The sequence below is a fragment of the Streptomyces sp. MMS24-W38 genome, assembly GCF_059889265.1.
The window spans coordinates 3,015,942-3,035,413 of the sequence record NZ_JCBCPP010000001.1; the positions used below are offsets into that span (position 1 = coordinate 3,015,942).

The 19,472-nt window shown below is 71.7% G+C and carries 21 protein-coding genes and 3 pseudogenes; 18 read left to right on the forward strand and 6 right to left on the reverse strand.

All coding sequences use genetic code 11. The annotated features are described in order from the left end of the window. Positions 1 to 106: 106 nt before the first annotated feature. Entirely contained in the window at positions 107 to 1,210 is a 1,104-nt protein-coding gene (locus tag AC6F7H_RS12460; RefSeq protein ID WP_500757072.1) for a sensor histidine kinase, read from the reverse strand. Further along, positions 1,207 to 1,872 carry a response regulator gene (locus AC6F7H_RS12465; protein ID WP_500761783.1) on the reverse strand — a complete coding sequence of 222 codons (666 nt, stop codon included), beginning with the start codon at positions 1,870 to 1,872 and terminating at the stop codon, positions 1,207 to 1,209. The genes AC6F7H_RS12460 and AC6F7H_RS12465 overlap by 4 nt, the downstream gene beginning before the upstream one ends. Positions 1,873 to 2,124: 252 nt before the next feature. Here AC6F7H_RS12465 and AC6F7H_RS12470 point away from each other — a divergent pair, with 252 nt between their 5' ends. The 9 genes and pseudogenes from AC6F7H_RS12470 to AC6F7H_RS12510 all read left to right on the forward strand — a co-directional run. Continuing rightward, a complete protein-coding gene (locus tag AC6F7H_RS12470; protein WP_500757073.1) occupies positions 2,125 to 2,844 on the forward strand; it encodes a histidine phosphatase family protein in 720 nt (239 codons plus the stop codon). 262 nt (positions 2,845 to 3,106) lie between these two features. Then, positions 3,107 to 3,316: pseudogene (locus AC6F7H_RS12475) on the forward strand (DUF6766 family protein); the annotation flags it as partial. A gap of 254 nt (positions 3,317 to 3,570) precedes the next feature. Further along, the gene (locus tag AC6F7H_RS12480; RefSeq protein ID WP_500757074.1) at positions 3,571 to 3,993 is read left to right on the forward strand and encodes a CBS domain-containing protein; all 423 of its coding nucleotides are present in this window, start codon (positions 3,571 to 3,573) and stop codon (positions 3,991 to 3,993) included. A gap of 84 nt (positions 3,994 to 4,077) precedes the next feature. Further along, complete coding sequence (locus tag AC6F7H_RS12485; RefSeq protein WP_500757075.1) at positions 4,078 to 4,305, forward strand: DUF6480 family protein; 228 nt, start codon at positions 4,078 to 4,080, stop codon at positions 4,303 to 4,305. A 151-nt stretch (positions 4,306 to 4,456) separates the two neighbouring features. Then, positions 4,457 to 4,885 carry a hypothetical protein gene (locus AC6F7H_RS12490; protein ID WP_500757076.1) on the forward strand — a complete coding sequence of 143 codons (429 nt, stop codon included), beginning with the start codon at positions 4,457 to 4,459 and terminating at the stop codon, positions 4,883 to 4,885. Then, a complete protein-coding gene (locus AC6F7H_RS12495) occupies positions 4,875 to 5,426 on the forward strand; it encodes an RNA polymerase sigma factor (RefSeq protein ID WP_500757077.1) in 552 nt (183 codons plus the stop codon). The genes AC6F7H_RS12490 and AC6F7H_RS12495 overlap by 11 nt, the downstream gene beginning before the upstream one ends. Then, positions 5,423 to 6,130 carry a hypothetical protein gene (locus AC6F7H_RS12500; protein WP_500757079.1) on the forward strand — a complete coding sequence of 236 codons (708 nt, stop codon included), beginning with the start codon at positions 5,423 to 5,425 and terminating at the stop codon, positions 6,128 to 6,130. The genes AC6F7H_RS12495 and AC6F7H_RS12500 overlap by 4 nt, the downstream gene beginning before the upstream one ends. 248 nt (positions 6,131 to 6,378) lie before the next feature. After that, positions 6,379 to 6,699, forward strand: coding sequence for a GYD domain-containing protein (locus AC6F7H_RS12505; RefSeq protein WP_500757081.1), 321 nt, complete (start codon positions 6,379 to 6,381; stop codon positions 6,697 to 6,699). A gap of 68 nt (positions 6,700 to 6,767) precedes the next feature. Then, positions 6,768 to 6,944 (forward strand): annotated as a pseudogene (locus AC6F7H_RS12510) (DUF4291 family protein); the annotation flags it as partial. A gap of 28 nt (positions 6,945 to 6,972) precedes the next feature. On the opposite strand, the gene AC6F7H_RS12515 reads toward AC6F7H_RS12510, so the two are convergent. Beyond that, complete coding sequence (locus tag AC6F7H_RS12515; RefSeq protein WP_500757082.1) at positions 6,973 to 7,320, reverse strand: hypothetical protein; 348 nt, start codon at positions 7,318 to 7,320, stop codon at positions 6,973 to 6,975. A 314-nt stretch (positions 7,321 to 7,634) separates the two neighbouring features. Between AC6F7H_RS12515 and AC6F7H_RS12520 the strand changes: the two genes are divergently transcribed. The 5 genes from AC6F7H_RS12520 (at position 7,635) to AC6F7H_RS12540 (ending at position 10,998) form a co-directional block, all read left to right on the forward strand. After that, positions 7,635 to 8,138: a DUF4291 domain-containing protein gene (locus tag AC6F7H_RS12520; protein ID WP_500761785.1), complete on the forward strand. Its 504-nt coding sequence runs from the start codon at positions 7,635 to 7,637 to the stop codon at positions 8,136 to 8,138. 176 nt (positions 8,139 to 8,314) lie between these two features. Further along, the gene (locus AC6F7H_RS12525) at positions 8,315 to 8,917 is read left to right on the forward strand and encodes a flavodoxin family protein (protein WP_500757083.1); all 603 of its coding nucleotides are present in this window, start codon (positions 8,315 to 8,317) and stop codon (positions 8,915 to 8,917) included. A gap of 11 nt (positions 8,918 to 8,928) precedes the next feature. Next, a complete protein-coding gene (locus AC6F7H_RS12530; RefSeq protein ID WP_500757084.1) occupies positions 8,929 to 9,630 on the forward strand; it encodes a HemK2/MTQ2 family protein methyltransferase in 702 nt (233 codons plus the stop codon). Next, positions 9,614 to 9,937, forward strand: coding sequence for a CDGSH iron-sulfur domain-containing protein (locus AC6F7H_RS12535; protein ID WP_500757086.1), 324 nt, complete (start codon positions 9,614 to 9,616; stop codon positions 9,935 to 9,937). Before AC6F7H_RS12530 ends, AC6F7H_RS12535 begins: the two co-directional genes overlap by 17 nt. Continuing rightward, positions 9,934 to 10,998: an iron-containing redox enzyme family protein gene (locus AC6F7H_RS12540; protein WP_500757087.1), complete on the forward strand. Its 1,065-nt coding sequence runs from the start codon at positions 9,934 to 9,936 to the stop codon at positions 10,996 to 10,998. Before AC6F7H_RS12535 ends, AC6F7H_RS12540 begins: the two co-directional genes overlap by 4 nt. A 120-nt stretch (positions 10,999 to 11,118) precedes the next feature. Here the strand turns inward: AC6F7H_RS12540 and AC6F7H_RS12545 are convergent, their stop codons facing one another. Both AC6F7H_RS12545 and AC6F7H_RS12550 read right to left on the reverse strand, forming a co-directional pair. Next, complete coding sequence (locus tag AC6F7H_RS12545) at positions 11,119 to 11,586, reverse strand: hypothetical protein (protein WP_500757089.1); 468 nt, start codon at positions 11,584 to 11,586, stop codon at positions 11,119 to 11,121. Continuing rightward, a pseudogene (locus tag AC6F7H_RS12550) lies at positions 11,583 to 12,817 on the reverse strand (molybdopterin oxidoreductase family protein); the annotation flags it as partial. The pseudogene AC6F7H_RS12550 and the gene AC6F7H_RS12545, both read right to left, overlap by 4 nt. A 605-nt stretch (positions 12,818 to 13,422) precedes the next feature. Here AC6F7H_RS12550 and AC6F7H_RS12555 point away from each other — a divergent pair. Continuing rightward, entirely contained in the window at positions 13,423 to 14,379 is a 957-nt protein-coding gene (locus AC6F7H_RS12555; protein WP_500757090.1) for an LLM class F420-dependent oxidoreductase, read from the forward strand. 27 nt (positions 14,380 to 14,406) lie between these two features. Beyond that, complete coding sequence (locus tag AC6F7H_RS12560) at positions 14,407 to 15,012, forward strand: cysteine hydrolase family protein (RefSeq protein ID WP_500757091.1); 606 nt, start codon at positions 14,407 to 14,409, stop codon at positions 15,010 to 15,012. A 69-nt stretch (positions 15,013 to 15,081) separates the two neighbouring features. Here AC6F7H_RS12560 and AC6F7H_RS12565 read toward each other — a convergent pair whose 3' ends face one another. Beyond that, positions 15,082 to 17,019: a glycoside hydrolase family 5 protein gene (locus tag AC6F7H_RS12565; RefSeq protein ID WP_500757092.1), complete on the reverse strand. Its 1,938-nt coding sequence runs from the start codon at positions 17,017 to 17,019 to the stop codon at positions 15,082 to 15,084. A gap of 367 nt (positions 17,020 to 17,386) precedes the next feature. On the opposite strand from AC6F7H_RS12565, the gene AC6F7H_RS12570 reads away from it, so the two are divergent. Together AC6F7H_RS12570 and AC6F7H_RS12575 are read left to right on the forward strand one after the other, a co-directional pair. Beyond that, positions 17,387 to 17,590, forward strand: a complete 204-nt coding sequence (locus tag AC6F7H_RS12570; protein ID WP_109379033.1) for a cold-shock protein — start codon at positions 17,387 to 17,389, stop codon at positions 17,588 to 17,590. 288 nt (positions 17,591 to 17,878) lie between these two features. Continuing rightward, on the forward strand, positions 17,879 to 19,399 hold the full coding sequence (locus tag AC6F7H_RS12575) for a DEAD/DEAH box helicase (RefSeq protein ID WP_500757093.1): 1,521 nt from the start codon (positions 17,879 to 17,881) through the stop codon (positions 19,397 to 19,399). Positions 19,400 to 19,472 lie beyond the last annotated feature (73 nt).

Consider the following 19,472-nt stretch of genomic DNA (forward strand, 5'->3'; position numbering starts at 1 on the left):
CGGCCCCCCTCACGTCGGCGCGTCGTGTGACGGTGAGTGTAGGAGGAGTCACGGAAACGGCGCGAGGTGTGTGCACGCGGGCCTGCTGAGCACCCGGCTCGCCTCGTCACCGTGTGCCGGTGGCCGGGAGGGTCAGGTTCAGTCGATAGCCGCCGTCCGTCGTGGGGCCGCAGGTGACGGTGCCACCGAGAAGCTCGGCACGCTGGCGCAGGCCGACCAGGCCGTGGTTGGCGCCGGGGAGGGAAAGGGCGGACCGCGTCGGCCGTGAGTTGGTGACGGTGACGCGGACCGTCGCGTGCTCGTGGCGGATGCGTACGACCGCCGTCGCGCCGGGCGCGTGCTTCCGCACGTTGGTCAGCGCCTCCTGGACGGTGCGGTAGACGGCGCGCTGGACCGGCGGTGGCAGGCTGTCCGGCAGGTCCGTCCGCAGCTCGGTCTCGATACCGCTGCTGTCGACCAGCCGCTGGAGATCGGCGAGAGAGGGCTGCGGAACCAGTTCCACCGGATCGCCCCCGGCGGTGCGCAGGACGCTGACCATGTGCCGCAGCTCTTCCAGCGTCTGCACGCTCAGCTTCCGGATCGTGGCCGCGGCCTGCCGGACTTCGGGGTCACGGCTGCCGACCTGGAGTGCCCCGGCCCGCACCGCGATGAGGCTGACCTGGTGAGCGACGACGTCGTGCATTTCGCGGGCGAGTGTCGTGCGTTCCCTGGCCAGCACGGTCTGGGCGGTCAGCTGCCGCTCGTGGTCGCGTGCCCGGGAGATCTCCACGAGTCGCAACGACAGATCGCGCCGGGCCTGCACGAGCTGGCCGAGGAAGACCGGCGCGGCCGCCGTCGCCGCCGTGTAGCCCAGGGCGATGAAGGTCGCCGGCGTCGAGAAGTCGTATCCCGGCGAGGGCAACGAGATGAGATCGCTGAGGGTGAACGTCACGGCGCAGACGACCAGCAGGGTGCGGCCACGGGTGAGCGAGGCGAGCGTGTACAGCGCGGCCAGGGCGGCGAAGACCGAGTCGGAGAGGATGACGGCGGGAAGGGTGAGCAGGAACGTGGGCTTCGGCAGGCGCCGGCGCAGGAGAAGGGCGAACGCGGCGACCAGGGCGCAGGCCGTGCGCAGCGGCTCGGAGGCCTCGGCATGGGCCCAGACATCGAGCAATGCCGCCGCGATGAGGGCGGCGTCCAGCAGTGGGGCGGGCGGGCGGCGGGTGCTCATGGTTCCTCCTGGTCCCGCAGCGGTCTGAGGAAGCCGGCGCGTTCCGCGAGCAGGGCGGCCTGGACGCGGCTGCCCACCTCCAGCTTGGTGAGGACGGCGCTCACATGGTCCTTGACCGTGCCGGTGCTCAGGTGCATCCGGGCGGCGATGTCGGCGTTGGTCAGGCCTTCGGCGACGGCTGCGAGCACGGCACGCTCGCGGTCGGAGAGCCGGTCGAGGCTGCGGACGGCCTCCTGCTGCGGGCCGGCACTCAGGTAGCCGTCCACGACGGTTCGGGTGACCTCCGACGACAGGACGGTGCCGCCGTCTGCCAGAGTCCGTACCAGGGAGGGCAGTTGCTCCGGGTCGGTGTCCTTGAGCAGGAAGCCGGCGGCGCCCGAGCGAAGTGCCGCGGTGACGTACTCGTCCATGCCGAACGTCGTGAGCATGGCCACCACCGGAGGGTGCGGCAGTCCGCGGAGGTCGGCCAGGACGGTGAGGCCGTCCACGTCGGGCATGCGGATGTCCAGCAGTACGACGGCGGGGCGTCGCTCCTGTGCCGTTCGGACCGCCTGGCCGCCGGGGACCGCCGCCACGACCTCGATGTCGTCCGCCGCCTCGAGGATGTGCTGGAAACCGGTACGGATCAGCGCCTCGTCGTCGACCACCATCACCCGGATCATGCGTGCTCCACTCGCCATCGGGACCCACCGTCCGATGCGTACCCACCGCCGGGCGCGCTTCCCGGTGCGAAGACCGACAGCCGCCAGGTGGCGGGGCTGTTCCAGCCGGTCGGCGGGACGGCTTTGGACATGTGCCGGATGGGTTCGTGAGCGGCAGTGCCCGACTGTGGAGGCAGCAGTCGGTGCCTTGTCCCACCACCCGGACCACACGCCTGCTCCCAGGAGCTTGCTCACAGTAAGGAGAGCAGCCGGATGCCGATCACTCTGACGTTTCTCTGTTCGATCGCCACGGACGACACGAGCAGACCGCTCTTCGACGACGGTGCGGTGCGCGAGCACGGCACGGTCGACGCAGACGTCATCGGAGCGGTCCTGCCCCGACACCCGACGGCCGTCCGGGCGCCTTCCCTCCGCTGCGCGCGGACCGCTCACGCTCTCGTCCTCACGACCGAGGTGGAGCCCGCGCTGCGCGACTTCGACTACGGCAGGTGGCGCGGCCGTACCGCGGCCGAAGTCGCCGCCACCGATCCCTACGGGCTCTCCGCCTTGCTGACGGACCCGGATGCCGTGCCCCACGGGGGCGAATCCGTGCGCCAGTTCTGCCGGCGAGTCGCGGCCTGGCTCAACGGCCTGCCGTCACACGCGGGGCACGTGGTGGCCGTCACCGAACCGGCCGTGGCCCGGGCCGCGCTGGTCCACGCCCTGTCGGAACCGGTGCGCGCGTTCTGGCACATCGGGGTGCCGCCGGCCACGGTGTCCCTGTCCTGCCGGGACGGCCGTTGGCACGTGTGCCTCGGTACCACGCCCCGAATCGAGCCGGGCCGTCTTCCCGCTGCGGGCACAGGGCTTCAGCGGGTGGGGAGCCGTGGTGCTGCCAGATCACGGCTGAACGCACCCACCCTGTGCGGCCACAACGGGCCGTCTCCGGGCGGCCCCTGCGGCAAGGCGTCGGGCTCGCCGCAGATCCGCTGAGCGCCGCTCTCGGCCGGCTCGGCGACTCTTGAGGCACCCCATGGCGCTCTCATAGCGCGCCTGTGAAGCAGTACTCGGCTCCCACCCGGCATATCCCGGGCAAGCTCCCCCTCGGGTCAGGGAGTACGTCGAGCCGGCGCGATGTCCTCGCCGTCCGGTTGTGCGCGGCCGGCGGTGACGGCCCACGCGACGGCAACGGCGTCCTGGACGGCCGCCCCGACCGACTCGTACAAGGTGATCCGGTCGGGTGAGGTGCGCCGACGAACAGCGGCTACGGCAGCTGCAGGCCCCGCTGAGCTGGGCCGATCACCTCGGCGCGGCGGACTTCTGGAACCGCACCCTGCAGAACTGGCAGTCCGAACTGCCGGCCGTCGCCTCGATGGCGGTCTCCTCGATCTGCCTGCGGCAACGGGGCTCCCCGGAGTCGAAGCCGGTGGGCGCGGCCCACGGGGCCACCGGCGTGGCGGGCTGAGAACGACCGCAGAACCTGTGCGTCGAAATCCGCGTGCAGGTGAGGGTGGCCGGACGACCGTACGGACCGCAGCGCACGAGTCCGTCCGATTCGCCATCGGCGTTCTTGCCGACCTCGGCCTCGACACCGGACGACCGGCAGGGCGCGGCCCACCTCACACGCCCCTGGTGACAACGTGAGGACCGGTCGCCCACGGGTACTCGGCAGGCCCAGCGGCGGTGAACGCACCGTCCACCCCACGAAGGGATGGTCCCATGACTCAGCATGTCAGCGACGTCATGACGAGTGCCCCGGTGACCGTCGAACCCCAGACCTCGGTGACGGCCGTGGCCCGGATGATGCGGGACGAGGACGTCGGTGCCGTCCTGGTCACCGAGGGCGAGCGGCTGCGCGGCCTGGTCAGCGACCGCGACCTGGTGGTGCGCGCCCTGGCCGGCGGCGGCGACCCCGACCGGACGACGGCGGCCGAGGCGTGCAGCGCCGACCTGGTCACCGTCGGCCCCGACGACGAACTGACTCTCGTGGTGCGGGTGATGCGCGAGCACGCGGTCCGCCGGGTGCCGGTCGTCGACGAAGGGCAGCACGTGGTGGGCATCGTCTCCCTCGGCGACCTGGCCATCGAACGCGACCCCGAGTCGGCCCTCGGCGACATCAGCGCCGCCGAGCCCAACCAGTAGTGCGCCTCCATATGAGGGTGGTGCGATTTCCGCGGAACCAACCCATGCGCAGATGGCAGACGAGCGCCGAGAGGAGCGTGCGCCATGACGACTCCTGATCCCGACCCGAGGCGAACCCCGGGGATCGAACCAGGCGGCGGCGTGTCCCCCGGCGATACGCCACCCGCCGAAGGCGGCACTTACGGCATCTCGTACCCGGAGCCGCACGAACCGCGCAAAGGCTGGGGAACGATGGCGATCGTTCTGATCATGGTGGTGGTGGCGCTGGTGGCGATCGGACTGATCGCCATGGTGGTGGCCCTGGTCACGTGACGCTTCCCGCGATGCGCAGGGGCTCCAGGAGCGCACCGAGCCGTCGCTCGGCGGTGACTTCCCGGCCGGTCGTCGGCGTGGCGACCTCGCCGGGAGCGCCGGAGCCGACGGTGATCCCGTGCCCGGTCCGTGCTTGGTCCGTGCTCGGTCCGTGCCGACGCGGGTCACCCGGGAGCGGGAGGTCCTCGCGGTGGCCCGCGCCGCGGACGCGCACGACTTCGTCACCGCTCTGCCGGAGGGCTACGACACCGTCGTGGGCCGGCGCGGCAGGCTGCTGCCCGGAGGCCTGCGCCAGCGCCTGGCGATCGCCCGGGCCATGATCCGCGACGCGCCCGTGAGCACCCGGCGTCGCCTGCCGCGTGCGCTCGCCACCGCGATCGACGCGTGCCTGGAACCGGACCCCGCCGCCCGGCCCGGCATCGGTTCCCTCGCCGCGGCGTTCGACGCGCTGCCGCCCTCCCACAGCAGGGACGTGGAACCACCGGCGCCCGAGCCGATCACCAGACAATCCCTGCGCAATGGTGCTACGTATGAGAAATATGCACCATTTTGGGCTTTCTCTGGAGCAGATGCCCGATGACGCGCTGCTGGCGGGGCTGACGACCGGCGACCCCGAGTTCGCGGTGGCGTTCGTCCGCCGGTTCCAGCACAAGGTCTTCGGGGTGGCCATGACGGTCACCGGCGACGCCCAGCTCGCGGAGGACGTGGCCCAGCAGACCTTCGAACAGGCCTGGCGCCACGCCCAGGTCTACGACTCGCGCCGCGGATCGGTCCGTACCTGGTTGGCGGCCATCGCCCACAACCTGGCGATCGACGCCGTGCGCTCCCGCAGGGCCGTCCCCGTGGACCCCACCCGGATGGCGCCGCTGCTGGAAGTGACCACCGACACCCCCGAGCGGCTGGCGGTGGCCGACGAGGAGTCGGCCGAGTTGCGGCGGGCCATCGCGGAGCTGCCGCCGGGCCAGGCCCGTGCCATCGTCATGGCCGGCATCTACGGCATGACCGCGCAGCAAGTGGCGGACCTGGAGCGGATACCCCTCGGCACCGCCAAGACCCGGATCAGGACGGCGCTGGCCAAGCTGCGCGAGACCCTGACGCACAGGCAGGACACGACATCATGACCGGCGACGACACCTTCGCGTGCCGACGGCTGCGGGACAGCGCCGCCGAAGTGGCACTGGGAGTACTGCCCGCCCAGGAGCGCGCCGCTGCCCTGGCCCACCTGCAGCGTTGCCCCGCCTGCCGGGAGAACGTCCGGGAGCTGGCGCGCACGGCCGACGAACTGCTCCACCTGATCCCCGGACGCGAGCCGCCGGAGGGGTTCGAAACCCGCGTGCTCCAGCGCATCGGACTGTCACCCCGACGCCGCCGGACACTGCGCCAACGGTTCGCCCTCGGCCTCGCAGCCGCTGCGGCAGCCGCGGCGCTGGCCGTGGGCGGATGGGCGATCGGCGTCACCTCCGCGTCCTCACCGTCCGACACCGGCCCCGCCCGGCCCGACCGGCTGCTCAGCGCCGGCCTCACCTCCCACCGCCAGGACGTCGGACGTGTCTTCGCCTACACGGGTCGGCCGCACTGGCTGTACGTGTCGGTGGACGCCGACAACCTCCCCGCACGCGCCCGGGCGGCCCTTCACGGCCCACTCACCTGCCAGATCGAACGGGCGGACGGTTCCACCACCACCATCGGCACCTTCTCCCCGGCCGCCGGCTACGCCCAGTGGGTCGCCCCCTATCCCGCCGGCTCCTCGCCCGTGACCGAGGTGCACCTGCTCGCGGCCGACAGGTCGGTCGTGGCCGGCGCCACCCTCCACCCGTCCGGCTGAGCCGCGCCGGCCAGGGCCTGCCCTGGCCGGCCTCGTGGCCCACCTCCGACCGGGTTTCGGCGGAATCCCGGTCGGATCCTGGTGCTCCGATCGCGAAGAACGCGGCGGGCCGTGCCCGCGCCTCCGTCGGCCCTACGCCGCGGTTCGGCTTCCAACGGGTGAATCCGGCCGCTCGGTGGCCGAGAACCGACGTGACAGCGGGAAGGTCATTCCGCACACCGACAATCGATGAGCACGGAGCGTTCCCCATGCCGAAGTTCCTCATCCAGGCCACCTACACGTCCGAGGGCGCGAAGGGCCTGCTCAAGGACGGCGCGAGCGGCCGCCGCGCCGCCGTCGACCAGGTCGTCACCGGCCTCGGCGGGAAGGTCGAGTCCATGTACTTCGCCTTCGGGGAGAACGACACCGTGATCATCGTCGACTTCCCCGACGCGGTCTCCATGGCCGCCGTCAGTCTCGCCGTCAAGGCCAGCGGCGCCCTCCAGACCCGGGCCACCCCTCTCCTCACCCTCGACGAGATCGACGAGGCCACCCGCCGACAGGCCACCTTCCGCGCCCCCGGCAAGTAGCCGAAAGCCACGGGTGTTTCCGGTGAGACCCGGTCTCTCCATCGGCAACCGAGTGCCCGGGTAATTCGATGGCGCGCGTCGGACGGGTTTTGCACTCTGTCACCGTGGGAGAACTCAAGCACCGGATCCGCGCCCGCCACACCGACTCCACGGTCGTCGTCCACCAGGCGTACCCACCGGAGATCGGCCTGCCCGCAGCCCGGGAGGGCCGCTTCCCGGCAGCCTGGAAGCGGGACCGGATGACGTGAATCATCAAGCCGCGTTGACAACCTCTTAGCCGCCCTCGGGCGACTCTTCCTGCACTGGTGCGCCATGGCCGATGGTCATGGACCAACGCACGGTTGAGGGTGCTTCGACCGAGACGACGCCGCCCCGGTCTGCCCCTGTCAGGGCCACCTGGTTGTGGATGGTGCTGATCTTGTCGGCGACGCATGGCTGCGAGAAGGAGGCGTGTACGGACCGTACGACAACCTTGATCTTCCCTTCGCCCTGGCAGCGCACCGCAACAATGAGGGCGTCGCCCTTCCTGCCCTTGCTGTAGGCGATGTCGGCATTCCCGCTGGTCGCTTCCTGGCGGCCGGCGAGAGTCTCGCCGTCGTCCAGCTCCGGCGGCTTCTGCACGGAGGGCTGTGTGGTGATCGGCGCGGCGGTTGCCGTTGCCGGGCTGGGCGAGGAGGAATGCAGGGGCTGCGTAGCCTGCCTGGTATCCGGATGATCTGTCGTGCACGCGGCGACGGGCAAGGCCATCGCAGCGCACAGGAGAATCAGTCCTGTACGGGTCCGGCGAGACATGTCGGTCCTCCCAGAGGCTGCGCGTAGAGGGTGGTGGGGTTGCTGCCCTTGCGGCACTTCGGGAGGCAGTTGACGTGATCGTGCCAGTGCTTGAGATGGGCTACCAGCTTCCTCGCATTTCCTGAGGAAGACGTGAGGTTCACCTGCGAACACCTCGCTCGCAGCGCGACAAAGTCTGCGAGCGCGGCTTGACGTGGGTCAAGCCGTCCTTCCTCTGGATGATGTACCGCTGCGGGTGGGGGGCCAAGGAAGGGCAGGAGGTCGTCCTCGCGGTCGAGGTCACCCGCGAGGGCTTCGAGTGGGCACTGGAGCACGCCTGCCTGTCGCACCACGAGCGCGGACTGCACGCCGACCGGGCCACCTGGAAGCGGCAGGTGAAGCGGGCCCCGGCGCGGGTCCAGTGGGATCCCGGGCGCGATGTGCACCTGCGGCCGCTTGCCCACCGCTCGCTGCAGCTCGGGCTCACCGGTGAGGCGGCACGCCGCTACGCGGACGAGTGGACGGTCTCCGTCACCGACATCACCGCCCTCGCGCACGAGATCCACGGGCAGGTGCGGGACGGCGACCTGGAGGCCGCCCGGCGGCTCCTCCCCCACGAGCCGCCCTACCCCGTTCCCGACGGGCTCCTGGACCACCTGCGCCCATGAGGCATGAGGGCCGGGGCGTGTGCCGTGGCCCGGAGTCAAGGTGGCGTCGTGGGAACACCCGGGGGCGGGTCGGCGACTCCTTCGAGCTCGTTACGTCCGGCGCCACGGGGTACTCGTGGGGCGCTGCCGGTGGATGTGCGCGCAGCGGGCCACCTGTCCCCGATGTCGGAGCGGTCGTGAAAGCACTCGTCGTCGACTGCACTCTCGAGCGGTCCCCCGAGCCTTCCGACACCGAGGCGCCGGCCTCCGTGGCCGCGGAGCGGCTCTCGGAACAGAACGTGCGGGTCACGTCCGTACGGGCCGTCGACCTCGACATCGCCCCCGGCGTGGTCACCGACGCGGGCGACGGCGACGAGTGGCCCCGGGTCCACTCGGAACTCCTGGAGTCCGAGATCCTGGTCATCGCCTCGCCCACCTGGCTGGGCCGGCCGTCCTCGGTGGCCCAGCGCGTCCTCGAACGCAGGGACGCGATGATGTCCGAGACCGACGACGAGGACCGCCCCGTCGCCTACAACCGTGTGGCCGGCGTGGTGGTCACCGGGAACGAGGACGGCACGCACCACGTCATCAGCGAGATCTCGGGGGGCCTCGCCGACATCGGCTGCACGATCCCCGGCCAGGCCCGGACGTACTGGCACCTCGGCCCCGGTCCGGGGCCCGACTGCCTGGACGAGCAGCGGGGCCGCGACCGGGCGCACAGCACCGGTCACGCCAGGGCCGACAACCTCCTCGGTGTCGCGCGGGCCCTGTCGGCGTTGCCCTTGCGGGCGGGTGGCTGAGGGAGGCGCCCATGACAGCCCCCCTGCCGGCCTCCGAGCAGGCCGGACCCCGCACCGCCGCCCCCCGTCTCCGCTGCTGGGCCCCCCGGGGCGTGTACACCCCGCAGACCGACACCGGGCTCCTGAGGCGGGCGTTGCGCCGCGAGCGGATCACAGGAGAGACGGACGTACTGGACCTCGGCACCGGAAGCGGCCTGCTCGCGGTGGAGGCGGCCCGGCTCGGCGGCCGGGTCACCGCGGTCGACATCTCGTGGAGGGCGCTCGCCACCACCTGGTGGAACGCCCGGCTGAACGGGCAGTCCCTGCGGGTGCGCCACGGCGACCTGGCGACGGCCGTGCCCGGCCGCCGCTTCGATCTGGTGATCACCAACCCGCCCTATGTGCCCGCTCCGAGCACCGCGCCGCCGCGGGGCCCCGCCCGGGCCTGGGATGCCGGATCGGACGGCCGCCTGTTGATCGACCGCATCTGCGACAGCGCGCCGACGGTCCTGCGGCCGACGGGGACGCTCCTGATCGTGCACTCGCACCTGTGCGGCGTCGACGCCTCCCTGACCCGTCTGGAGGAAGCCGGTCTGCGCCCGGAGGTGGTCGACCGGGCCCGGCTGCCCTTCGGCCGGGTGCTGCGCTCCCGGCTCGCCTGGCTGCGCGAGCAGGGTCTGACGGCCGACGGAACGACGGAGGAGCTGGTGGTCATCCGTGCCGAACACGCCTGAACGTCCGCGCCGCGTCCGCGTCCAGCGCGACGGGCCGCTGCTCATCGAGGGGCCGGTCGAAGTGGTCGACGAGCACGGCGAGGTGATGGTCTCCCAGCGCTTCACCGTGGCCGTCTGCACCTGTCGCCGGAGCCGCGTCTTCCCCTGGTGCGACACCAGCCATCGGCGCCGCTGCAAACCCTCCGGCCCGGGCTCCCGTAGCGAACGGCCCGAACAGCCCGAACAGCCCGGACATCCCGAACATCCCGAACATCCCGAACGTCCCGATACGGAACCGGGTCGTGTGAAGGAGGGCGAGGCCCCGTGACCGGCTCCGCCGCCCGGCGCCGGCTCCGGCTGCTGTCTCCGCCGCTGCCCGAGCCGCGCGGCCCGCTCTCCGCCGCGGTGACGGCCCTGCTGCGGGGATCGGACCCCACCAGCGCGGACGCCGGGAGTGTGCCGTCTCCCGAGCGGTGTTCCGCCTACGCCGACGATCTGCAACTCGCCCTCTACGTCCTCTACGAACTGCACTACCAGGGGTTCCAGGGCGTCCCCGACAGCCTCGAGTGGGACAGCGGTCTGCTGGCCTGTCGCGGTGCGCTCGAGCGTCGCTTCCTGAGCGCGCTGCGCGAGGACGTGCCGGTGGACGACACGGACACGGCCCGGCAGGCGCTGGACGAACTCCAGCTCGAACCGGTCGGCGACGACGGCAGCGGCGTCTCCCACTTCCTCCGCGACGAGGGCAGCCTCGACCACCTGCGTGAGTACGCCGCGCTGCGCTCGCTGTACCACCTCAAGGAGGCGGATCCGCACGCCTGGGTCCTCCCGCGGCTCCACGGACGGGCCAAGGCCGCCATGGTCGCCGTCGAGTTCGACGAGTTCGGTGCGGGCCGCACCGACGAGATCCACGCGGAACTGTTCGCCGACCTCATGGAGGACCTGCGACTGGACCCGGCGTACGGCCACTACGTCGACGCCGCGCCGGCCGAGGCGCTCGCCACCGTCAACCTGATGTCCCTGTTCGGTCTGCACCGCGCACTGCGTGCGGCGCTCGTCGGGCACTTCGCCGCCGTCGAGACGACCTCGTCCCCGGGTGCGCGCCGCCTCGCCGAGGCGCTGCGCCGCGTGGGCGCGGGCCCGGCGGCCGTACGGTTCTACGCCGAGCACGTGGAGGCGGACGCGGTGCACGAGCAGGTCGTACGCCACGACGTCGTCGGCGGGCTCCTGGAGGGCGAACCGCACCTGGATGCCGAGGTGGTGTTCGGGATCCGCGCGACCGCCCATCTCGAGGACCGCCTGGCGGCCAGGCTGCTCGGCGCCTGGCGCGAGGGCGCCACGGCACTGCGCGGGGACAGACCGCTGGAAGCAGGCATCCGCTCTTCGGCTTAGCGGCCCGGCCACGGACCGGCGACCGGGCCTGCCTCGGCGCCGGTGCGGCGGCCGGGGCGTCGCCGGGAGCGTTCAGCGGCGGCGCGGGTGGACGACGAGCTGCCGCCCGGGGCCGTCCGGTCACAGGCTCGTCAGGATCTGCGGGGCGAGGGTCTTGATCAGGGTGTTGGTCCAGCGCATCTGCCGCAGGGTCTGCGGATGGCACTCGGAGACCACGGCGAGCAGTCCCCCGTCCTTGGTGGCCTGCGCGATCTGCGCGAGCATCTCCCAGTGCAGGGAGTTCTCCGCGGCGCTCAGGTGCAGCTCCCGGAGGTCCCGCAGGAGCAGCAGACCGGGCTCGGGGCGTCGCGGCACCGCCCCGGCGGCCCGGGCGGCTCCCGCCCGGGGGTCGAGGGCGAGGTCGAGGTGGTGGGCGCGGGCGGCGTCGGCCAGGCGCTCGATGTGCCGGTGGGACCACTCGGCGAGGTCGGTGGCGACGTGGTGGACCTCGTGTTCGGCACGGTGGCGTTCGGCCACGGTCGTCAGCTGCCCGGCGAGGCGTTGCTCGCCGTGGTGGAGCGTGCGGAGGGTGAGGGTGAGGCCGTTCACCGGGCGCCCTCCTCACGGTCCGGGAAGATGTCGCCCGACTCGGTGACGAGGGCGGGCGTTCCGCCGGTGGTGGGCGGTACGGCGTCGGCGCGGGAGGCGGCCGAGGCGGTGGTGGTCGGTGCGGGGGCGTGGTGACCGTCCGCGCGTTCCACCAGGCGCAGCGCGGCCGCGGCGGTCTTGAACAACGGCTGCTTCGACGCGGGGTCCCAGTCGGTGACCGTCGTCTCGTTCGCGGCGCGCCGGGGTGTCCCGCCGTCCGGGCCGTGCCCGGCCTCGGTGTCCCAGTAGCCGTAGTGGAAGGGGACGAACAGCAGCCCCGTACGGATGTCGGTCGCCCGTAGCCGGCCCCGCAGGGCGCCACGGGGTGTGGTGACCTCGACCAGATCGCCTTCGCCGTCTCCGACGCGGCCGCGTCGGAGACGGACGCCTCCACCCACACCTCGGGTGCGGCGGCGTTCAGCTGGGGCGCACGCGCGGTCTTCGTCCGCGTGTGGAAGTGGTAGACGGTGCGGCCGGTGGTCAGCTGGAACGGGTGGTCCTCGTCGGGCGCCTCGTGGGGCGGCAGGTAGCCGGCCGCCTTGATCACGGCCTTGCCGTCCGGGTTGAGGGAGCGGTGTTCGACGGCCTCGGCGGTCGCGCCCGTCAGCAGGTCCTTGCCGTAGCTCTCGCAGACGTCGGGGTGTGTCCAGCTGATTCCGTCGGTGTAGAGCCGTTGCGTGCCGTCGGGGGCCTGTTCGTCGCACGGCCACTGGATGCCGCTTCGGCCGCGCAGCTTGTCGTAGGTGAGGCCGGTGTAGTCGCACGGCCGGCCGGCGCTGCGGCGTTTCCACGCCTCGAACGCGGACTCCGGGTCGTGCCAGGTGATCAGCGGGTCGCCGTCCTTGTCGCGGAAGTCCATCCGGGCCGCGTAGTCGAGGAAGATGTCCAGGTCCGGCCTGGCCCCGCCGGGCGGTTCGACCGCCTTGTCGGACAGGTGCACGGTGCGGTCGGCGTTGGTGAACGTCCCGGTCTTCTCGCCCCAGGTCGCGGCGGGCAGGACCACGTCGGCCAGCTGGGCGGTCTCGGCCAGGAACAGGTCCTGCACGACCGTGAAGAGCCGCTCCTGCGCCAGGATCGAGCGGATCCGGGACAGCTCGGGCAGCGACACCGCCGGGTTGGTGCCGCTGATCCACAGCATGTGGATCGAGCCCTGCTCGGCGTAGCGGAACATCTGCATGGCGTGCGTGGGTGGAGGATCGACGAGGCCTGCACCCATCGTCGCACCCGGCTCGCCTCGACACCCGGCTCGAGATACGTGTCCGCGCGTACGGGCCACGGCTCGTCCGCACCGTGGGGGGTACGGCTGCCCCAGGGGTGGGCGATCCGGTCCACCGAAGCCTCTGCAGCCTCCATGTACGCCTCCCAGCACACACCGACGGCGTCCGCCGCCTCGTCCCCGGTCCCCCTCGTTCCACTCCTGTAACGCCGTCAGGGACGCCTCGGGCACTTCCCGGCTCCCCGGTGACCGGATCCGCCGGCGACGGTGTGGGGAACGGACTCCGCCGGGTACCCGACAGGCCCAGCGGCGGTGAGAGCACCGCCGAGCGCGACCCCGAGTCGGCTCTCGGCGACATCAGCGCAGCGAAGTCCCACCAGTGGTGCCGCCTCATCCATAAAAGGGTGCCCGGCGAGGCGGGTGTGTTCCGCCCCCGGCCGGAAGCCCGACGGCATGGGGCCGGGCCGCGGGAACCCGACTCCCCGCACGCCGCGCCCGCGCGCTGTTAGGCCTCGTACCACCGGGTACTCGGCGGTACGTCCCCGATCGCCACACGCTTCACATGGGAGACAGGAGAGACGATGGCCGACTTCGGATACTTCCTGTCGTGCGAGGAGCACAGCCCGGCAGAACTCGTCGAGCAGGCCAGAATGGCCGAGCAGGCCGGCTTCGACTCCCTCTGGATATCGGACCACTACCATCCGTGGAACGACCGGCAGGGCCAGAGCCCGTTCGTGTGGACGGTGATCGGCGCCCTGTCACAGGCCGTCTCGCTCCCCGTCGAAACGGCGGTGACCTGCCCACTCGTACGGACTCATCCCGCGGTGATCGCCCAGGCGGCCGCCACCTCCGCCGCCCAGCTGGGTGGCCGTTTCCGACTGGGGGTGGGCACCGGCGAGGCGCTCAACGAGCACATCCTGGGCACACCCTGGCCCGAGGCGTCGGTACGCCTGGAAATGCTGGAGGAGGCGGTCCAGATCATCCGGCAGCTGTTCACCGGCGAGCAGACCAGCCACCGCGGCAAGCACTACACCGTGGAGAACGCCCGGCTGTACACCCTGCCCGACGAGCCGGTGCCCGTCGACGTCTCCGCCTTCGGCCCGCAGGCCGCCGAGGTCGCGGCACGCATCGGCGACGGTCTGATCACGATGACGCCCGACGCCGCCATGGTCGAGCGCTTCCGCCGCGGTGGCGGCGGCACCAAGCCGGTGTACGGCGGACTGAAGGTGTGCTGGGGCGCGGACCGGCAGGAGGCGCTGCGCACCGCACACCACCTGTGGGCCAATGAGCAACTGCCCGGGGAGCTGCCGCAGATCCTGCCGACCCCACGCCATTTCGAGCAGGCGTCCGAGTTGGTCACCGAGGACCGGGTGGCGTCCTCCGTACCGTGCGGAGACCATCCGGACACGCACATCGAGGCCCTGTCCGCGTTCGTCGACGCGGGATTCGACACCGTGTACGTCAACCAGATCGGCAAGGACCAGCAGGGCTTCTTCGACTTCTACCGCACGAAGGTCCTGCCGCGACTGCGCGACTGACCCGTACCGAGGGACGGCGGTGGAGCCATGGACCGGCCCGCGGGCACGACGAGCCCCGCTCTCGTCGTGATCGACATGATCAACACCTACGAGCACGAGGACGCCGAGCTGCTCGTACCGTCCGTGCGACGTGTCGTACCCGTCCTGGCGGAGCTGATCGGACGGGCCCGCGGGGCGGACGTGCCGGTGATCTACGCGAACGACAACTTCGGCCTGTGGCGCTCCCACCAGGGGGAACTCGTGGGCACCGCTCTGGACGCTCCCCATGCCGACCTGATCGAGCCGATAACGCCCGACGACGAGTCGCTCTTCGTGGTGAAGGCCCGCCATTCCGTCTTCTACGAGACACCCCTGTCCTACCTCCTGTGGCGGTTGGGCGTCGGACACGTGGTGCTGAGCGGTCAGGTCACCGAGCAGTGCGTCCTCTACTCCGCCCTGGACGCGCACATCCGCCACCTGGAGGTCACCGTGCCCAGGGACGCCGTCGCCTCCATCCATCCCCATCTGGAGTCCGCCGCCCTGGAGATGATGGAGCGCAACATGGGCGCCCGGGTCACCACGGCGAAGGAGATCGACTTCACCCGCCCACCCGCCGACCCGGCCGGCCCTCAGCCCCCTGGCAACTTCTCGTGACGGGACCCGTACTTCCCGCTGCGCCCCCGAGCGCCGGGACCGCCCGCCCCTCGACCACGGGGGGACCGGTCAGCCGAGGGGGCGGCAGTACAGCGCGTCCGGGGTCCGGAAGGAGCCGAGGCGGCCGGTGTAGGCGATACCGGCCGCGTACTCACCGTCCGCGCACTGGCCCTTGTGGTGGCCATGCCCGAAGTCGCCGCCGCCGGGGGCCGGGCCCCTGTCGTCGCCCCGGTCGAACCAGACCGTACGGCCGGTCGTGGCAGTGATCGCGCCGGGCCGGGCGGGCGCGCACAGGGCGGCCGAGACGGCGGAGCCGCGGACGCTGTAGCCGGTGAGGAAGTACCCGCCGGGGCACTGGAGTTTGGTGTAGCCGGACGCCCAGTCGCCGCCCGGAGCGACGTGCCGCTCGTCGGTGACCACCTGGTGTCCGCGGGCCGGGTCCCACAAGGGCCCGGCGGTCACGTCGGAGCACAGGCCCCGGTTGCCCGTGTGGCTGAGGCCGAGGAGACGCTGTCCGTCGGGACAGACGGCCTTGCGGGCGCCGGAGTCCCAGTCGGGGAGCGCGCGCATGCGCCGCGAGGCGACGAAGTCGGCGTGGTCGGGGCTGAGCATCGACCAGTCGGCCACGGGGCTGATGCGGCCGGTGCGGCCGGATGCCCCGATGAGCCGGGTCCAGGCGGCGGCACGCCAGTCGTCGCCGTCGTAGAGGCCCATGCGGTGGCCCGCGGCATCCCAGTGCAGCAGCGCCCAGCCGTTGCCCGCGCGGTTGTCGTGCCAGCCGACGAGCGGCCAGTACGCGAAGTCGGCGTCGGTACGGATCAGGTGGTCGACGAAGTTCTCGAACCAGGCGCGCTGCCCGGCGCCCGTCTCGCCGCGGCCTCCGACACCGAACTCACTGATCCAGACAGGGGCGGTGAAGTGCCGGTCCTGTTCGGCCGAAACGTAGAAGGCCTGGCGGTTCAGTACGTCGATCAGTTCGGCGGGGGTGAGGTCCTGGTAGCGGGGGTCGCTGGTCTCGCCGATTCCGGTGGCGCCGCTGTGGTTCGGTCCGGTGTAGCCGTAGAAGTGGGCGGAGTACACGAGCTTGCCGGAGTCGACGAGGGTGTGTGAGAGCCGGCGTACGGGCTCCAGCGTGGGGCGTCCGTGCGCGAAGCCGTCCACGGGGATGCCGGTCCAGTTGATGCCCTCGACGATGATGAGGAGGTCGGCGTCCGCCTCCGTCAGGATGCGGTCGCCCAGGCGCTGGGAGGCGGTGAACCAGTCGTGGTTGTCGCCCAGACCCCAGTTGGGGTCGTCCCAGACGGTGCGGCGGACCTCGTTGTACAGGTCGACGCCCACGACTCGTTGGTTGTCCTTGTAGCGGCGGGCCATGAACAGCCAGTCGTTCTCCCACCTCTCGGTGGACTGGCTCGCGTTCCAGCGTTCGTTGCCGTCGACGCCGCAGCACCAACGGGTGGTGTTGGTGTGGTTGTTGAGGATCACCGCGAGTCCGGAGGCGGTGAGTTCGCGGACCACGACGTCGTAGACCTGGAGCGGGGTCTTTCCGCGCAGGACGGGGTTCGCGGCGACGGAGCCGTCCGTGACGGGACGGTCGTCGTGGATCATCTCGTTGGAGAAGGGCAGCCGGATGCTGTTGATCCCGATCTCCCGGAAGCCGGCGATGATCTCGGCCATGGGGGCGCGGTCCAGGCCGAGGGGTATCCGGCCGGCGTTCTCCCCGGCGTGGTGCTGGGCGTCCTCGTCCCTGCTTCCCGAGCCGTTCCACGTGCCGCTGGCTCCGTGCCAGTTGCCGGAGCGCAGCTTGAAACGGTCACCGTCCGCGTCGACGATCCAGCGGCCCCGGGTGCTGAGGGGCGCCGTCCAGTCCTCGGCGGAGGCGGACGCCGGCCCGGGGGCGGGCCCCTGCGGCGCCGCGGTCGCGGCGGCGGGCGTCATGGACGTCATGGGCGCCAGGACGAGTACGGCGGCCAGAGCCGCCCTGCCGAAGAATCCGCGCACGGTCACCACCCCGAGGACTGGGTTGTCATGCCCATTCTCACATTGTGACCATCATGAGGGTCGGCGCGGCATTGGTCCAGTCCTGTGCGCGGCCGGGCCGGCGCGCACCGGGGGCCGTGCTACCGTGAAGAGTTGCAGTTTCGGTTACCAGAGACTTCGATCCTTCGATGCTTCGAGACATCGATCTTTCGAGATGTCGATACTTCGAGACGTCGAGTGAGACTTCGAGTGCTCTTCCGGCCTTCCGTCGACGAGCACTCTTTTTTGTTGCTGGAAAGCTTCGCGGCTCGCCAGGAATACGGCCGGGTGGATCGTTGCTGCAACGACGGGCCCACAGGGTGTGGGCCCCGAGCACTGCTCTCAAGGGAGATTCAATATGGCATCTGGCACCGTGAAGTGGTTCAACGCGGAAAAGGGCTTCGGCTTCATCGAGCAGGACGGCGGCGGCCCCGACGTGTTCGCCCACTACTCGAACATCGCCACCTCCGGCTTCCGCGAGCTTCAGGAGGGCCAGAAGGTGACCTTCGACGTCACGCAGGGCCAGAAGGGCCCGCAGGCCGAGAACATCGTTCCCGCCTGACGTCGACGCCGACGCACACCGCGTGGCCGGGACCCGCACCTCTGTGATGCGGGCCCCGGCCCACTGCGTTCTCCCTCTCCCCCCGGTCCTCGGCCCGGCAACGAAGCCGGCGCCGTTCCCGCACCCACGGCGCGCCCCGCTCTCGCTCCTGCGATCCGACGCTCCCGGCCGCCGACCGATTCTTCGTCTCACTGTTACTTCGGCTCATTCTTGCGAATCCTCATGCGGCCGCGCAGGTCCCCGCTGGGAGGAATTCCTCGATACGTGCCGCATCGAGGAAGGTTCCGCATGAACCGCAACCACACAGCCCGTTCGAACAACAACTCCTCCCGCTCCCGTACGGACAAGGCCTCCACGGGCTCCGGCCGGGGCGGTCGCGTCCGCTCGCAGGGGGCGGGCCGCCAGGGCGCCGCTTCCCGTTCGGGCAAGGCCGGGCGCGACGGAGGCCGCGGCGGCCGCGGCGGCCGTCCCGCCGCGTCCGGTGGGGAGTTCGCCCCGCCGGTCACCCTCACCCCGGCGCTGGAGCCGGTCGATTCCTTCTCCGAACTCGACATGCCCGAGCGGCTGTTGACCGCCCTCGGAGCCGAGGGGGTGACCACCCCGTTCCCGATCCAGGCCGCGACGCTGCCGAACTCGCTGGCCGGCCGGGACGTTCTGGGCCGCGGGCGCACCGGCTCGGGCAAGACGCTCGCCTTCGGCCTCGCCCTGCTGGCCCGCACCGACGGGCAGCGGGCCGAGCCCCGGCAGCCGCTGGCCCTCGTCCTCGTACCCACCCGGGAACTCGCCCAGCAGGTCACCGACGCCCTCACCCCCTACGCACGCGCGCTGCGCCTGCGCATCGCCACCGTGGTCGGCGGGGTGTCGATCGGCCGGCAGGTGAGCGCCCTGCGCGGCGGGGCCGAGGTCGTCGTCGCGACACCCGGCCGGCTCAAGGACCTCATCGACCGGGACGACTGCCGCCTGGACCAGGTCGCCGTCACCGTCCTGGACGAGGCGGACCAGATGGCCGACATGGGCTTCATGCCGCAGGTGACCGCCCTGCTCGACCAGGTGCGCCCCGGGGGCCAGCGCATGCTGTTCTCCGCCACGCTGGACCGCAATGTCGACCGTCTGGTGCGCACCTACCTCCACGACCCCGTGGTCCACTCGGTCGACCCGTCCGCGGGGGCGGTCACCACGATGGAGCACCACCTGCTGCATGTGGACGACGACGACAAGCACGCCACCACCACGGAGATCGCCGCCCGCGACGGACGCGTGATCATGTTCCTGGACACCAAGCACGCCGCCGACCGGCTGGCCAAGAAGCTCCTCGCCGTCGGGGTGCGCGCCTCGGCCCTGCACGGTGGGAAGTCCCAGTCCCAGCGCACCCGGACCCTGACCCAGTTCAAGGACGGCCACGTCACGGTCCTGGTGGCCACCAACGTCGCGGCCCGCGGCATCCACGTCGACAACCTGGACCTCGTCGTCAACGTCGACCCGCCCAGCGACCACAAGGACTACCTGCACCGTGGCGGGCGCACCGCCCGCGCCGGTGAGTCCGGCACCGTCGTCACCCTGGTCCTGCCGCACCAGCGCCGCGACATGACCCGTCTGATGAACGACGCCGGCATCACCCCGCAGACCACCCGGGTACGCCCCGGCGGGACCGAGCTGAACCGCATCACCGGAGCCCAGGCGCCCTCGGGCGTACCCGTCGTCCTCGCTCCGCCGCCCGCCCAGAACAAGCCCGCGCGTTCCGGGTCCTCGTCCCGCGGCCGACGCGGCCGCCCCGGCCAGGGGCGCCGCCGCCAGTCCGCCAAGGGGTAGGGCAGGCTCCGGTCGCGCGGGTCGAGCTGGGTCGGGACGCGCGACGCGTACGTCTCGACGGTCTCGCGGCTGC